The organism is Mycobacterium sp. SM1, assembly GCF_018361265.1.
GTDB lineage: Bacteria > Actinomycetota > Actinomycetes > Mycobacteriales > Mycobacteriaceae > Mycobacterium.
In genome coordinates, this window is the sequence record NZ_JAFLNH010000001.1 from 744,423 (window position 1) to 758,763 (window position 14,341).

At 63.6% G+C, this 14,341-nt stretch carries 9 protein-coding genes and 4 pseudogenes; 12 read left to right on the top strand and 1 reads right to left on the bottom strand.

Features of this window, described 5'->3' with window-relative positions:
* The first annotated feature begins 163 nt into the window (after nucleotides 1-163).
* From MSM1_RS03340 to MSM1_RS03365, 6 genes are all read left to right on the top strand, one after another.
* The gene (locus tag MSM1_RS03340) at nucleotides 164-463 is read left to right on the top strand and encodes a hypothetical protein (protein WP_213441669.1); all 300 of its coding nucleotides are present in this window, start codon (nucleotides 164-166) and stop codon (nucleotides 461-463) included.
* Between the two features lie 164 nt (nucleotides 464-627).
* Nucleotides 628-1,224, top strand: coding sequence for an IS3 family transposase (locus MSM1_RS03345; protein ID WP_236054726.1), 597 nt, complete (start codon nucleotides 628-630; stop codon nucleotides 1,222-1,224).
* Between the two features lie 692 nt (nucleotides 1,225-1,916).
* Nucleotides 1,917-3,167 carry an IS256 family transposase gene (locus MSM1_RS03350; protein WP_213441349.1) on the top strand — a complete coding sequence of 417 codons (1,251 nt, stop codon included), beginning with the start codon at nucleotides 1,917-1,919 and terminating at the stop codon, nucleotides 3,165-3,167.
* A gap of 383 nt (nucleotides 3,168-3,550) precedes the next feature.
* Nucleotides 3,551-5,884, top strand: a complete 2,334-nt coding sequence (locus MSM1_RS03355; protein ID WP_307857267.1) for a LuxR C-terminal-related transcriptional regulator — start codon at nucleotides 3,551-3,553, stop codon at nucleotides 5,882-5,884.
* 98 nt (nucleotides 5,885-5,982) lie between these two features.
* Nucleotides 5,983-7,641, top strand: coding sequence for an NAD(P)/FAD-dependent oxidoreductase (locus MSM1_RS03360; protein WP_213441353.1), 1,659 nt, complete (start codon nucleotides 5,983-5,985; stop codon nucleotides 7,639-7,641).
* Between the two features lie 11 nt (nucleotides 7,642-7,652).
* Nucleotides 7,653-8,597, top strand: a complete 945-nt coding sequence (locus MSM1_RS03365) for an alpha/beta hydrolase (protein ID WP_213440170.1) — start codon at nucleotides 7,653-7,655, stop codon at nucleotides 8,595-8,597.
* A 123-nt stretch (nucleotides 8,598-8,720) separates the two neighbouring features.
* On the opposite strand, the pseudogene MSM1_RS03370 reads toward MSM1_RS03365, so the two are convergent.
* A pseudogene (locus tag MSM1_RS03370) lies at nucleotides 8,721-8,804 on the bottom strand (AAA family ATPase); the annotation flags it as partial.
* Between the two features lie 199 nt (nucleotides 8,805-9,003).
* On the opposite strand from MSM1_RS03370, the pseudogene MSM1_RS03375 reads away from it, so the two are divergent.
* The 6 genes and pseudogenes from MSM1_RS03375 to MSM1_RS03400 form a co-directional block, all read left to right on the top strand.
* Nucleotides 9,004-9,480: pseudogene (locus tag MSM1_RS03375) on the top strand (IS21 family transposase); the annotation flags it as partial.
* A gap of 124 nt (nucleotides 9,481-9,604) precedes the next feature.
* Nucleotides 9,605-10,855 carry an IS256 family transposase gene (locus MSM1_RS03380; RefSeq protein ID WP_213441349.1) on the top strand — a complete coding sequence of 417 codons (1,251 nt, stop codon included), beginning with the start codon at nucleotides 9,605-9,607 and terminating at the stop codon, nucleotides 10,853-10,855.
* Nucleotides 10,856-10,901: 46 nt separating this feature from the next.
* Nucleotides 10,902-11,387 (top strand): annotated as a pseudogene (locus MSM1_RS03385) (DDE-type integrase/transposase/recombinase); the annotation flags it as partial.
* A gap of 177 nt (nucleotides 11,388-11,564) precedes the next feature.
* Nucleotides 11,565-12,601 (top strand): annotated as a pseudogene (locus MSM1_RS03390) (IS256 family transposase); the annotation flags it as partial.
* Between the two features lie 24 nt (nucleotides 12,602-12,625).
* The gene (locus MSM1_RS03395; protein WP_213441671.1) at nucleotides 12,626-12,814 is read left to right on the top strand and encodes a hypothetical protein; all 189 of its coding nucleotides are present in this window, start codon (nucleotides 12,626-12,628) and stop codon (nucleotides 12,812-12,814) included.
* A 237-nt stretch (nucleotides 12,815-13,051) separates the two neighbouring features.
* Nucleotides 13,052-14,224 carry a site-specific integrase gene (locus MSM1_RS03400; protein WP_307857268.1) on the top strand — a complete coding sequence of 391 codons (1,173 nt, stop codon included), beginning with the start codon at nucleotides 13,052-13,054 and terminating at the stop codon, nucleotides 14,222-14,224.
* Nucleotides 14,225-14,341 lie beyond the last annotated feature (117 nt).

The following is a 14,341-nucleotide window of genomic DNA, read 5'->3' on the forward strand; positions in this document are numbered from 1 at the left end:
CCACTTTCCGGACTGCGGACCAAATAAGGTTCGATCCGGAAAGGGTGAGAGGAATTGTTTGGGAAATACACGAAAGATAAGCCCGAGTTTCGGGACGAGATTGCGAAGCTCGTGGTGGAGTCGAATAGGTCGATCGCCGAGGTGGCCCGCGAGTACGGGCTCAATGAGACGACGGTGGGGGTGGGTAAAGAAGTATCGCGCCGCGCACGCCGCCGACGAGCCGCAGGTGGAGTTGTCTGAGCGTGCCCGATTACGGGAACGTGAACGCCGCACCCGGGAACTGGAGATGGAAAGCGCCTTTTTAAAAAAGCGCGGCGTACTTCGCGAAGGAGCCACGGTGATCGAGCAGTATGCGTTGGTGGCCGCGAAGCACGCCGACCGGGTGCGCGCCGGCGCCGCTGGGCCGGCCATCGCGGTGATGACCACGCTGCTCGGGGTGTCGAAGTCGGGCTCCTGCGAGTGACTGGGCCGCTCGCCCAGTCACACCTGGCGGCGCCGCGAGGAGTTGGCCGCCAAACTCACGGCCCGGTGTGACTGCTTCGCAGGTGTCTAGGGGTATCGGCGCATCCACGCGCCGAGTTGCCCCGCGCCGGCGAGCGCGTCGGCGCTGAGTTGCTCCGCCACCTCATGCGAGAAATGCATCGTGTTGCAGGGCGGCCGCGGCCATATACACGCACGACCATTCCTGGTGAGACCCAACACGACGTGCCCGACCTGGTGGGCCGTGATGTCACCGCGCAACGGCCCAGCGTAGGGCTGCTCGGCGACATCACCTACATCCCGACCTGGCAGGGCTGGCTGTGCGTGGCGACCGTCATCGACTGCTTCAACACGGAGGTGGTCGGCTATGCGATGGCCGAGCACATGCGCACCGAGCTGGTAGCCGACGCGTTGGCGATGGCCGCTGGCGATCACGGCCTTGAACCCGGTTGCATTACGCATTCAGACCGCGGCGCTCAATATAGGTCATCCGAATACCGTGCGGCGCTCGAGCGTCTCGGGTTGCGCCATTCCCTGGGGCGGACCGCAGTGTGTTGGGATAACGCGCTGGCGGAATCCTTTTTCGCCAGCCTGAAAAACGAGCGGGTGCATCACATGGTGTATCCGACAAGAAAGAAAGCGCAGGAGGATATTGCCGCTACATCGAACTGTTCTCCAATCGACGCAGAATTCATTCCGCACTCGGCTACCGGGCACCGCATGAAGTCCGCACCGAATACCTGAATTCACAGCTCGCGGCGTAAACTACCGAGAAAACCGCAGTCCGAAAAATGCGGGGCAGCCCAATTGCCCGCGCTCACCTACTGACCCACTGCGGGCGCGGCGCACTGCTGGCCCTGCTCAAAGCCGAACAGATAGCCCCTGAAGAACTCGCCGAATCACCCATGTCACTGAACTCGTCGACGACATCGAAGTCCTCAACCGACGCGCGCACCTACCCGGCCTACGTGAACTCCGACAACGCCTCTACGGCTGACCGGACCAGATGCTGCACGGCCCCGACACATCAGCCAGTAACCAACGCCGGGCGGGCGCTGCCACCGCAGCCCCGCCCCGCAACGGAACTCCCGCAGCACACCACCCACCCAAGCTGATCCACAGGGCGGGCGGCCCCTCCGGGCTTCGCTGTGCTCCCTTCGCTTCCGTCCGCTGGCGCTCCCGTCCGCGCCGGTCGCTGCGTCGCGTCCTGCGTTCGCCGCCCGCCAACCAACTTGCGGTTCGGCCGTGTCAAAACTCTTCAGAGTAGCACTACGCCCACGACGGCAACACGCACTCACACCGCCTCGGGCCTTAGTTGCGTCCAGGGAGGTGGTGTACGACCCGCTGATTAGCGGGTGTGTCGCAGCCCAGTAGAGGGCGGTCATCGCGTGATCCTTCGAAACGACGGATCAAGTCACCCGAAGGAGAACAACGCGATGACCAACCACCACCCTATCGATGTTGAGAAGCTGTTGGAGGAGCAACTCGCCACGGCGAGCCCGGATTTGCTGCGGGCGCTGTTGTCGACGTTTATTCAGGCCCTGATGGGCGCGGAGGCCGACGCGGTGTGCAGCGCTGGCTATGGGCAACGTAGTCCGGGTCGCACCAATCGGCGCAACGGGTATCGGCCTCGGGATTTCGATACCCGCGTCGGCACGATCAAGCTGGCAATTCCCAAGTTGCGCCGGGGGAGCTATTTCCCGGACTGGCTGCTGGAGCGGCGCAAGCGGGCCGAGCGGGCGCTGACCAGTGTGGTGGCGACCTGCTATCTGCTCGGTGTGTCCACCCGGCGCATGGAGCGCCTCGTCGAATCCCTCGGCGTGACAAGCCTTTCTAAATCGCAGGTCTCGGTCATGGCTGCCGAGCTCGATGAGGCGGTGGAGGCGTTTCGCACCCGCCCACTGGATGCCGGCCCCTACACGTTTGTGGCCGCGGACGCCCTGGTGCTCAAGGTGCGCGAGGGCGGGCGGGTGGTCGGGGTGCACACCCTGATCGCCACCGGCGTCAACGCCGAGGGCTACCGCGAAATCCTGGGCGTGCAGGTCACCTCCGCCGAGGATGCAGCGGGCTGGTTGGCGTTCTTCCGCGACCTGGTGGCTCGCGGGCTGTCCGGGGTGGCCCTGGTCACCAGTGACGCCCATCCCGGGCTGGTCGAGGCCATTGGCGCCACCTTGCCCGGAGCGGCCTGGCAGCGCTGCCGCACCCATTACGCGGTCAACCTGATGACCGTCACCCCGAAATCGTCCTGGCCATGGGTGCGCACCCTGCTGCACTCGATCTTCGACCAGCCTGACGCGGAATCTGTTGCAGCTCAGTATGATCGAGTACTCGACGCGCTGAGTGGCAAGCTGCCGAAAGTGGCTGAGCACCTTGATGCCGCCCGCGCCGAGCTGCTGGCGTTCACCGCCTTCCCCAAACAGATCTGGCGCCAGATTTGGTCGAATAATCCCCAGGAGCGGCTCAACAAAGAGATCCGGCGCCGAACCGACGTGGTGGGCATCTTCCCCGATCGCAGTGCGATCATCCGCCTCGTCGGCGCGGTGTTAGCTGAACAGCACGACGAATGGATCGAAGGCCGCCGCTACCTTGGCCTCGACGTGCTCACCCGATCCCGCGCAGTGCTGGCCACCACCGACCAACCGGTCGATGACCAGTCCGGCACCACCACGCCGGCATTGACGGCCTAAACTCCCACCCGAAGGGTCACGCATCGAGCGAACTCATACACCACCACTCCGGACTTGGCCCGGGCCTTTGCATCCGCCACGCAGCCTCACCGCAGACCACCAACTACACCAGAAACAGGCCCTGACCTCGCGCGTGAGAACTTTCGTTACTGCTATTAAAGAGCCCAAAAATCACACCAGCCACACTGATCAAACTGCGAAACTCAACGTCATTGGTTCAGCGTAAAATCACCAAATAGCTCTCAAAGTTCAACGACGAATATTGGGGTCCTATGTCTCAGTGTGAACCACTTTTAACACAGCGGCAAACGAAAGATCCCGTAACCACCGAGCTGGATGTCCTGGCTTTTCAAGACGCCCAGGAAATCGGTCGCGGGTCCGTTGTGCAGGCGCGTGTCGAACTCAGAAAGCCAGCTACGCGGGCGCTGATTACCAGATTCGTCGGACGTCGCCGCGAACTGGCGGAGGTCAAGACCGCGATAGCCGACTCTCGTCTCGTCACGCTTGTCGGACCCGGCGGTATGGGAAAGACGCGGATAGCGTACGAATTTGCCGAGCGCTCCCGCCGGGCTTTCCGCGACGGTGTCTGGATCGTTGATTTGGCAAGTGTGGAGGATGAAGCGAGTCTCGCGTTGGCTGTCGTGTCGACGTTGGCGGTGCCAGATCAGTCCAATCGTCCGGCGATCCACAAGCTCACCAACCACCTGCGCCAGCGGCAACTGCTTCTCGTGCTTGACAACTGCGAGCACTTGCTCGCGGCAGTCGGGGCATTGGTGTACGAGTTGCTTGCCGGATCGCGAGGCTTGCGGATCCTCGCAACTAGCCGTGAACCCCTCGGCATCACCGGCGAACACCTTTGTGTGATTCCACCGATGACAACGCCGCCCCCCGACAAGAAACAAACACCGGAAAGTCTCGACCAATTCGAGGCAGTGCGTCTACTGATCGATCGCGCTCGTGAAGTCATACCGGAATTCGCCGTGACACAGAAGAATTCCATGCAGATTGCGCAGCTGTGCAACCAACTCGACGGCATGCCACTGGCCATCGAACTCGCCGCATCCCGGCTGCGATCATTGTCAGTAACGCAGATCGTGCAACGATTAGACAAGCGGTTTCGGCTGCTGATCGGAGGCAACCGGGTCGCGCTGCCCAGACATCAGACCCTACGTGCGCTCATCGACTGGAGTTACGAATTGTGCTCCGACACGGAAAAGCTTTTGTGGGCACGCCTTTCAGTGTTTACCGGGAGTTTCGACTTGGATGCTGCCGAGCAGGTTTGCGGATTCGGCGACTTGGCGCGCGAGGAAGTCGTTGACGTGCTTGACCGGCTGGTTGCGAAGTCAATTCTTGCCATCGAGCGCGACGGTGAGTGCGTTCGTTATCGGCTACTGATGACCATTCGTGAATACGGAAGTGAACTGCTGCAAAGCACTGGCGAGTCAGCCACGGTGCGGCGACGTCACCGTGACCACTACCTGCGCCGTGCCACCAATATGGTGCATCGGTGGTGTGGATCCGGACAGGCCGACGCGCTGGCGGCGATGCGACGCGACCACCCGAACCTGATGGCGGCGCTGGAGTGGTCGGTTACGACATCCGGCCAGCTCGGCCCAGGCGCCGCACTCGCCTCGATGCTGCGGTATCACTGGATCGCCGGGGGCTACCTCGCCGACGGGCGTCGCTGGCTGGAACAAATCTTGACGGTGGTCGCACCATCGAATCCTCAACGCGGCGCGGTCTTGTGGGTCTCGGCGTGGGTGGCACTGATCCAGGGCGATCGTGGCGCGGCCGCGATCTGGCTCGACGAGAGCGGAGAGTTGGCCCGAGCCAATTGCGACGACCGCTTGGCCGCCCACACCGAGCATTGGACCGGCCTCCACCGTTTGTTTTCGGGCGACACGGCCACCGCGGTTGACCTGTTTGAACGGGCCGCCGCGCGTTTTGTCGAGCTGGGTGATCAGGCCTCGCACCTCGCCGTATTGTTCATGCTGGCTACGGCGCAGACCTATGATGGTCGGCATCAAGATGCGTTACGTACCTGCGCCAAGGCTCAGGCGTTGAGCAGCGCGCACGGTGAGCGGTGGGCGTATGCCTACTCGCTGTGGATAAGTGGCGTCACCCGATGGCATCTCGGCGATCTTGACGGTGCGGAGCGTAACGCGCGTAGTGCACTCACCTTGCAGCGCGATTTCAAAGACAGTATATGCGTGGCGCTCACTATCGAGCTGCTCGCCTGGATTGAAGTATCCCGGACAAATGTCCAGCGTGCCGCCGAACTGGTTGGGGCGGCACGCTCCGTGTGGACCGGGCTCGGCACGACGGTTGACGCGTTCGGGCCTGGCATCCGCACCGATTCGGTCACTGCGATCGAGCAGATCACCCGGGCATTGGGCCATAAGCGGATAGACGACGTCTTCGCCCGGAGTGCGAACCTTGGCAAGGATGCAGCGATCGAGCTGGCCCTTGGCGGCGTTCGCACCGTGCAGCGCATCACCGAACCCGCATCATTGACCAAGCGTGAACGCGAGATCGCCGAGCTCATCGCGCAGGGCATGAGCAATCGAGCGATTGCCGAGGCGTTGGTCATCTCGCCGCGGACCGTAGACGGGCACGTCGAGCGGATTCTGGCTAAGCTCGACTTCACCTCGCGCACCCAGATCGCGTCGTGGGTAGCAAGTCGTGCCAACACACACCCATTGATCGAACGGGGGTAGTCAATGGGGTGATTTGCCCCATGTTCTTCGCGGCCGGAAAGCCGATAGTGGAAGCCAGCACCACCATCACTGGCTCCACTACCCGGAAAGGGTCGCCAATGACCGTACAAAATACCCCGCCTGCCCATAACTGCCATGATGTTATTGTCGTCGGTGCTGGGTTCGCAGGTTTGTACGCCGTGCACCGGTTCCGCGACACAATGGGCTTCGATGTCCGGGCATTCGAGGCTGCGAACGACGTCGGGGGAACCTGGTACTGGAACCGCTACCCCGGCGCCCGTTGCGATATCGAGAGCGTACACTACTCCTACTCATTTGACGACGACCTGCAGCAGGAATGGCACTGGACGGAGAAGTTCGCCAGCCAGCCCGAGATTCTGGCTTATCTGAACCACGTGGCCGATCGGTTCGACTTGCGACGCAGCTTCCTGTTCAACACCCGGATCATCTCCTTGGCCTGGGACGACAGGGAGTCGCTATGGACCGCCACTACCGACGCAAGCGAGCACTACCGCGCCCGCTACGTGATCTCCGGGGTCGGCACTCTTTCGGTGCCCAAGAAGCCGGAGTTCCCAGGAATCGAGGACTTCAACGGCGAAGTTTTGATGACAGGCAAGTGGCCGCATAAGCACGTCAGCTTCGAGGGCAAGCGCGTCGGCATTATCGGCGTAGGCTGCTCCGGTATTCAGGCGATCAGCGAGATCGCGAAGGCCGCCGGACACCTAGTCGTCTTTCAACGCACACCTAACTACGCCACGCCGATTGGCAACGCACCCACCGACCCGCGGCAGGAGGCTTGGGAGAAGGCGAATTATACCGCGATCCGTGATGCCTCCCGAAATCATTTGCTGGGTGTGCCCTATAGCGACGTGCAGCCTTCGGCATTGGCCGTCACCCCCGAGGAGCGTCGGCGGGTGTTCGACGACCGCTGGAATCGCGGCGGTTTCCGCCTGTTCTGCGATAGCTTTCAGGACATTCTGTTTGACAAGGCCGCTAACGACACAGTGGCGGAGTATGTCCGCGAACGCATCCGGGAGCGCGTGAAAGACCCCGCAACAGCCGAGTTGCTGTGTCCGAAAGACTACCCGTACGGGACCAAGCGACCGCCACTTGAGACCGATTACTACGAGGCCTACAATCGGCCCAACGTCGAGCTGGTTGACGTGAAAACGAATCCGATCGACGAGGTTGTCCCCGACGGTGTCCGACTGGCCGATGGGCGCGAGTATCAGCTGGACATCCTGATCCTTGCCACCGGGTTCGACGCTTGCACTGGCCCGCTGTTGGCCATGAACGTGACCGGACGGAACGGCTACCACCTGGCCGACCACTGGGCGAATGGACCCCAGACATATCTCGGTTGGATGTCTGCTGGCTTCCCCAACCTGTTCATGATCACCGGACCACAGAGCCCGTCGGTGCTCTACAACATGCCGTTGGCCATCGAAGATCACATCGATTATGCCGTGGCGGCCATCACCTACCTGCGCGAGCATAACCTCGATATCATCGAGCCGAGCCCCGAAGCGGAGGACGCCTGGGTCGCCCATACCAACGAGTTGGCGCAGGCCACCTTGATGCCTGAATCGCCCACTTCCTGGTATATGGGTGCCAACATCCCCGGCAAGCCACGCCGCGTGCTGGTCTACCTTGGCGGTGCCCCGGCCTACCGTGCCAAGGTGGACGAGGTGATTGCGGCAGGCTGGGACGGCTTCACCCTGACTACAGCCGCCCAGCCTGCGGCCGCCCGAATCTGAGGAGCACGATCATGCCAATTGACCCACAAGTTCGCACGCTGCTCGACGGTCTGGCTGAGCAGGGAATGAAATCGTTCGAAATGGCCGGCGTTGCGACGACCCGCGAAGTCATCGAGACCTTCACCGGTCTGCAACGCCCGGCGCGAGCTGTGGCGCGGGTGATCGATGGCGATTACCTGGGACCCGCGGGCGGACAGCCATTGCGCATCTACGTTCCGGAGAACAACGAGGCCCCGCAGCCAGTGGTGGTGTACTTCCACGGCGGCGGGTTCGTCGGCGGCGGGCTTTCGGTGGTTGACGAGCCCGCGCGGGCACTGGCCAATGATGTGGGCGCGATCGTGGTTACTACGAGCTACCGCCTCGCACCGGAACACAAGTTCCCGGCGGCGACCGATGACACGTTCGCCGCGCTGCGGTGGGTCGCTGAGCATGCTAAAGACTTTGAGGGCGACCCGTCCCGCATCGCCGTGATGGGCGACAGCGCCGGGGGCTGTTTGGCGGCCATCGCCGCGCAACGCGCCCGCGATGGAGGCGGGCCGCAGTTAGTAGCGCAGGTCCTTATATATCCCATCATCGATCCGACCGCACGGCTACCGTCCCGGGACTTGTTCCGGGAGGGGTATGTGATCACCGCCGCCGATGTTGATTGGTTTTGGAAGCAGTACCTAAATTCGCCGACCGAGGCGGAGAACCCACTCGCGGCACCGGCGAAGGCCAGCTCGCTGGCAGATCTGCCACCTGCGTTGGTCCTTACGGCCGAGTATGACGTGTCTCGAGACGAGGCGGAGGCATACGCAAAGCGGCTCGCCGACTCTGGCGTCTACTGTGAATTAATCCGGTTCGATGGGCTCGTCCATGGTGTCTACTGGATGTCTGGTGCCGTGCCGCGCAGCAGTGAACTCTACGATGCGGTAAGCGGCTTCCTGTCGAGGCGATTCCATCAGGCCAACGTGTGACTGTTGACCGGCACTCAGGATGAGCACGATGGCGGCATTGACGGTGAGGATGTGTGGGTATGAAATGGCCCCGCCGGAAGGCGTCCGGCGGGGTCAGTGGTGTTTGGGGTGTTGGTTTGGTGTTCAGTCTGCCGTGACTTCGGCGACCGCTGTGCGGGTGGAGGATTTGTCGACGATGGCTTTGTCGGCGGCGAACGCGGCGACGAGCGGCGTCTTTGATGTCAGCGGTCACGCAATTCCCCAGGTTTGAGGGGTTGTCCGTCACGGAATTCCCCACCCTGGCTGTCAGGTAATTCCCCACCCTGGGCGGCGTGTCTACCGGGTGTGGGCCTCGCACACAAGTTCGCTCTGAAGTCGTCGGAGAACGGCGGACGGAAGGGCGCTGATGGCGAGGGGAGATATCGAGATGTTCGATCTGATCGAGTTGTACACGCATTGGCAAGCTGGCCGCTCACAGGTGCAGTTGTGGCAGTCGCTGGGGATGGATCGCAAGACGATCCGCAAGTATCTGGCCCCGGCAATCGCCGAGGGCATCGATCCTGGCGGCGAACCATTGACCGCCGGGCAGTGGGCTCAGCGGATCGCGGAATGGTTTCCCGGACTGGATGATCGGGGTGCACGGGCGTCGACATGGCCGCTTATCGAGCCGCATCGCGACCGGATCAAGGCTTGGTTGGACGCCGATGTCACGGTCGCGACGATCGCGCAGCGGCTGCGGGATGACCACGGGGTCGAAGCGTCGGAGTCATCGGTACGGCGTTGGGTGGCGACGCAGTTCGCTGAGGAGGTGGCCCGGGCGCGGGTAACCGTGCCGCGTGGTGAAGTGCCACCGGGCAGTGAGGCGCAGATCGACTACGGCAAGCTGGGGATGTGGCTGAACCCGGAGTTGCGTCCAGGGAGGTGGTGTACGACCCGCTGATTAGCGGGTGTGTCGCAGCCCAGTAGAGGGCGGTCATCGCGTGATCCTTCGAAACGACGGATCAAGTCACCCGAAGGAGAACAACGCGATGACCAACCACCACCCTATCGATGTTGAGAAGCTGTTGGAGGAGCAACTCGCCACGGCGAGCCCGGATTTGCTGCGGGCGCTGTTGTCGACGTTTATTCAGGCCCTGATGGGCGCGGAGGCCGACGCGGTGTGCAGCGCTGGCTATGGGCAACGTAGTCCGGGTCGCACCAATCGGCGCAACGGGTATCGGCCTCGGGATTTCGATACCCGCGTCGGCACGATCAAGCTGGCAATTCCCAAGTTGCGCCGGGGGAGCTATTTCCCGGACTGGCTGCTGGAGCGGCGCAAGCGGGCCGAGCGGGCGCTGACCAGTGTGGTGGCGACCTGCTATCTGCTCGGTGTGTCCACCCGGCGCATGGAGCGCCTCGTCGAATCCCTCGGCGTGACAAGCCTTTCTAAATCGCAGGTCTCGGTCATGGCTGCCGAGCTCGATGAGGCGGTGGAGGCGTTTCGCACCCGCCCACTGGATGCCGGCCCCTACACGTTTGTGGCCGCGGACGCCCTGGTGCTCAAGGTGCGCGAGGGCGGGCGGGTGGTCGGGGTGCACACCCTGATCGCCACCGGCGTCAACGCCGAGGGCTACCGCGAAATCCTGGGCGTGCAGGTCACCTCCGCCGAGGATGCAGCGGGCTGGTTGGCGTTCTTCCGCGACCTGGTGGCTCGCGGGCTGTCCGGGGTGGCCCTGGTCACCAGTGACGCCCATCCCGGGCTGGTCGAGGCCATTGGCGCCACCTTGCCCGGAGCGGCCTGGCAGCGCTGCCGCACCCATTACGCGGTCAACCTGATGACCGTCACCCCGAAATCGTCCTGGCCATGGGTGCGCACCCTGCTGCACTCGATCTTCGACCAGCCTGACGCGGAATCTGTTGCAGCTCAGTATGATCGAGTACTCGACGCGCTGAGTGGCAAGCTGCCGAAAGTGGCTGAGCACCTTGATGCCGCCCGCGCCGAGCTGCTGGCGTTCACCGCCTTCCCCAAACAGATCTGGCGCCAGATTTGGTCGAATAATCCCCAGGAGCGGCTCAACAAAGAGATCCGGCGCCGAACCGACGTGGTGGGCATCTTCCCCGATCGCAGTGCGATCATCCGCCTCGTCGGCGCGGTGTTAGCTGAACAGCACGACGAATGGATCGAAGGCCGCCGCTACCTTGGCCTCGACGTGCTCACCCGATCCCGCGCAGTGCTGGCCACCACCGACCAACCGGTCGATGACCAGTCCGGCACCACCACGCCGGCATTGACGGCCTAAACTCCCACCCGAAGGGTCACGCATCGAGCGAACTCATACACCACCACTCCGGACTTGGCCGAACCCGGCGACAGCCAAGCGGGTCGCGGTGTGGGCGTTCGTGATGGTGTTGGCGTGCTCGCGGCACCTGTTCGTGCGACCCGTGATCCGCATGGACCAAACTACCTGGTGTGCTTGCCATGTCGAGGCATTTGAATTCTTCGATGGTGTCCCGGCCCGGCTGGTGTGTGACAACCTGAAGACCGGGGTGGACAAGCCCGACCTGTATGACCCCAAAATCAAAATCAATCGCGCCTACGCCGAACTCGCCGCCCACTATGACTGCTTGATCGACCCGGCGAGAGCGTTCAAACCCAAGGACAAACCGCGCGTCGAACGGCCAATGACCTATGTGCGGGACTCGTTTTGGCGCGGCCGCCAGTTCACCTCACTGGCCCAGATGCAGGCCGAAGCACTGCGGTGGAGCCGGGAGGTGGCCGGGCTACGGCATTCACGCGCCCTCGACCGCGGTCAGCCACTGCGGGTGTTCGAGGGTCGTGTCCCTGCGGCGGTGTAAAAGGGTTCGGACGTAGGTTCCCTCGAAGACCAGCAAGTCTGAAGGAAGGAGCCTACGTCCGTGTCGAAAAGAGTATCGCCTGCCGAGCGGTTGCGCGCGGAGATTGATGGGGTGTTCGCCGGTGGTGAGGATTTGTCGCGTGCAGTCGAGCGGGTGGCCCAGTTGGGCGCGCAGCTACTGCTGCAGTGCGCGTTGGAGGCCGAGGTGAGCGCGTTTTTGGGCCGGGATCGCTACCAGCGGGCCGCTACCAGCGAGGATCCGCGGGCTGGGATGCGTAACGGGTATTGCCCGACCACGGTCAAAACGACCGCCGGCCCGATCACGCTGCACCGGCCGAAGGTGCGCGGCACCACCGAGCGGTTCGCCAGCCAGTTGTTCGGCACGGGGGTGACCAAGACCAACGCGCTGGAGTCGCTGGTGATCGCCGGGTTCGTGCGCGGGTTGTCGACCCGCGATGTGGAGGCCACCTTGGTCGAGGCGCTCGGCGAGGGCGCGGCGGTGTCGAAGTCGACGGTGTCGCGGGTCTGCGAGGACATCAAGACCCAGTTCGAGTCCTGGAGCCGTCGGCGCCTCGACGAGGTGGAGCTGGACTACCTGTTTTTGGACGGCAGCCATTTCACGTACCACGCCAACGCCTCGGCCGAGCCGGTGCTCGCGGCGTGGGGCATCGACACCGACGGCAAACCGGTGTTCGTCGGGCTGGAGGCCGCCGCGAGCGAGTCCGGGGATGCCTGGGAGGGGTTTTTGCGCGGGCTCGGCGAGCGCGGGCTGGCCTGCCCGCTGCTGGTGATCAGCGACGGCGCACCGGGGTTGATCGGCGCGGTGGAGCGCACCATGGGTGCCGCGCTGCGCCAGCGGTGTCTGGTGCATCGCGCCAGAAACATCCTTGCCAAAGTGCCCAAAAACGCCCAAGCCGAGGTGAAGGCCGACTACTGGGCGATCTTCGATGTGCCCGAGAACATCGCGCCTGGCCGCGACGCGGTCACCTACGTGCACAAGAGGATCGACGCGTTCGCCAAGCGTTGGCGCGACTCGTATCCGGCGGCGGTGCGCTGCTTGATGACCGTGACTCGCGGACGGTCTACCTGCGGTTCCCACGGGAGCATTGGGCCCGGGTGCGCCACTCCAATTTCATCGAGCGCACCTTCGGGGAGACCCGCCGCCGAGTCAAGGTCATCGGCCGACTGCCCGGCGAGCACTCCTGCCTGAAGCTGGTGTGGGCCGTACTCGACCGCGCCTCGGCCGGCTGGCGCGGGTTCACCATGACACCGGCCGGGCTACGGCTACTACAGGACCTGCGAAGGTCGTTGCATGACCCACCGACCAAACTGCCGCAACGAAATTCGGAAGTACGCGCCGAAACCGGAGCGGCGCCGGCCGATGCTGTCGGCGCCATCGCATAAAATCACAATCGCAAGTGAGCGGAATCTATGCCCGAACTTTTACACCGCGATTGGGACGCCACCTGTTCGAGGCGTTCGAGGCACAAGCATTGAAGCCATCGCCGCGCGACGCGTTCGAACTCGCCACCTGGTCCATCGGCACCGTCGGTGTCGACACGCACCTATTGACTGAACTAATCACAGCCTCTGGGCATGTCGGCGGGGTTGCGGCCGGACAGGTGCTTACCGTCTGTGGCCGTGTTCGACGAAGCATCAGAGGTGTCCAGGGATCTGGCCGGCTTACGAATTCCGGCGGTCGGGTCAGTTGTTGCGACCGGTTCGAAGTGGGAGCCGTATCGGTTGCTCGACCCGGCTGGGGAACCGGTGGAGTCGGCAACGGCCTTCTTTGGTGACCTCCTGGCGGCGGGGCGCAGCGGGGCGACGGTTCGTTCGTATGGGATGGACTTGCTGCGCTGGTTTCGATTCTTATGGGTGTTCGGGGTGTCGTGGGATCGGGCGACCCGGGTCGAGTCGCGGGACTTCTGCCGTTGGTTGGCGATCGCCGGTCGCGGCGGTGGGCCGTACTCGGCGTCGGTGCGCGCGCACAGCGAGACGGTGCTCCGCGGGTTCTACGACTTTCACCGTGATATCGGCACGGGGCCGATGCTGAACCCGTTTCCGCTGGACCGGTCCCGGCGCGGTGGTCGAGCGCATGCGCACCACAATCCGATGGAGCCATATGGCAATGAGAAGCTCGGCTTGTATCGGCCGCGGCTGCCGCGGCGGATTCCGCGAAGTATTCCCGATGCACAGTTCAACGAGATCTTCACCCGGTTGCCGTCGCATCGGGACCGGGCGCTAGTGGCGTTCTACGTCTCCACCGGGGCGCGGGCATCGGAGTTGTTGTCGACGACCCAGGGCGGGGTGGATCCCGGGCGTCAGTTGATTGCGGTGGTGCGCAAGGGAACCCGAGAACTCCAGGAGTTGCCGGCGTCGTCGGATGCGTTTGTGTGGCTGCGGTTGTATCAGGTTGAGATGGAGGGGCTGATCCCGCGCGGGCGCACCAAGCCGCTGTGGTGGACTCGGCGGCAGCCGGTTCGCCCGCTGACCTACCATGCGGTGCACCGGATGTTCGAGCGGGTCAACGCCGAGGCGGGCACGTCGGCGACATTGCACGCGTTGCGACACACCGCCGCCTACCGGATGGCCGACGATCCAGCGATGCCGTTGACCGATGTCCAGTACGTGTTGGGGCATGCTCGGCTGACCACTACCCAGATCTATACGACACCCCGGCAGGAGGACGTCATCGCCCGAGTGTTGGCTCATCATGCCGAGCGAACCCGTAAAGCCAGCCTGCCACCTGCGCCACCGGCCCCGGGTTACCGGGCGGAGACCATGGAGGTGCTGTTCGGACGGAGCAAGCGGTGACCATTGCCGGCGTCGAAGCGACAGCGACCCGTATACCAACATCGGAATCTAGTGAAGCACAGCCGCATTGGCGGGACCGTTACCCCGCTCGGGCAGTCGGATCGGCATGGGCGACGA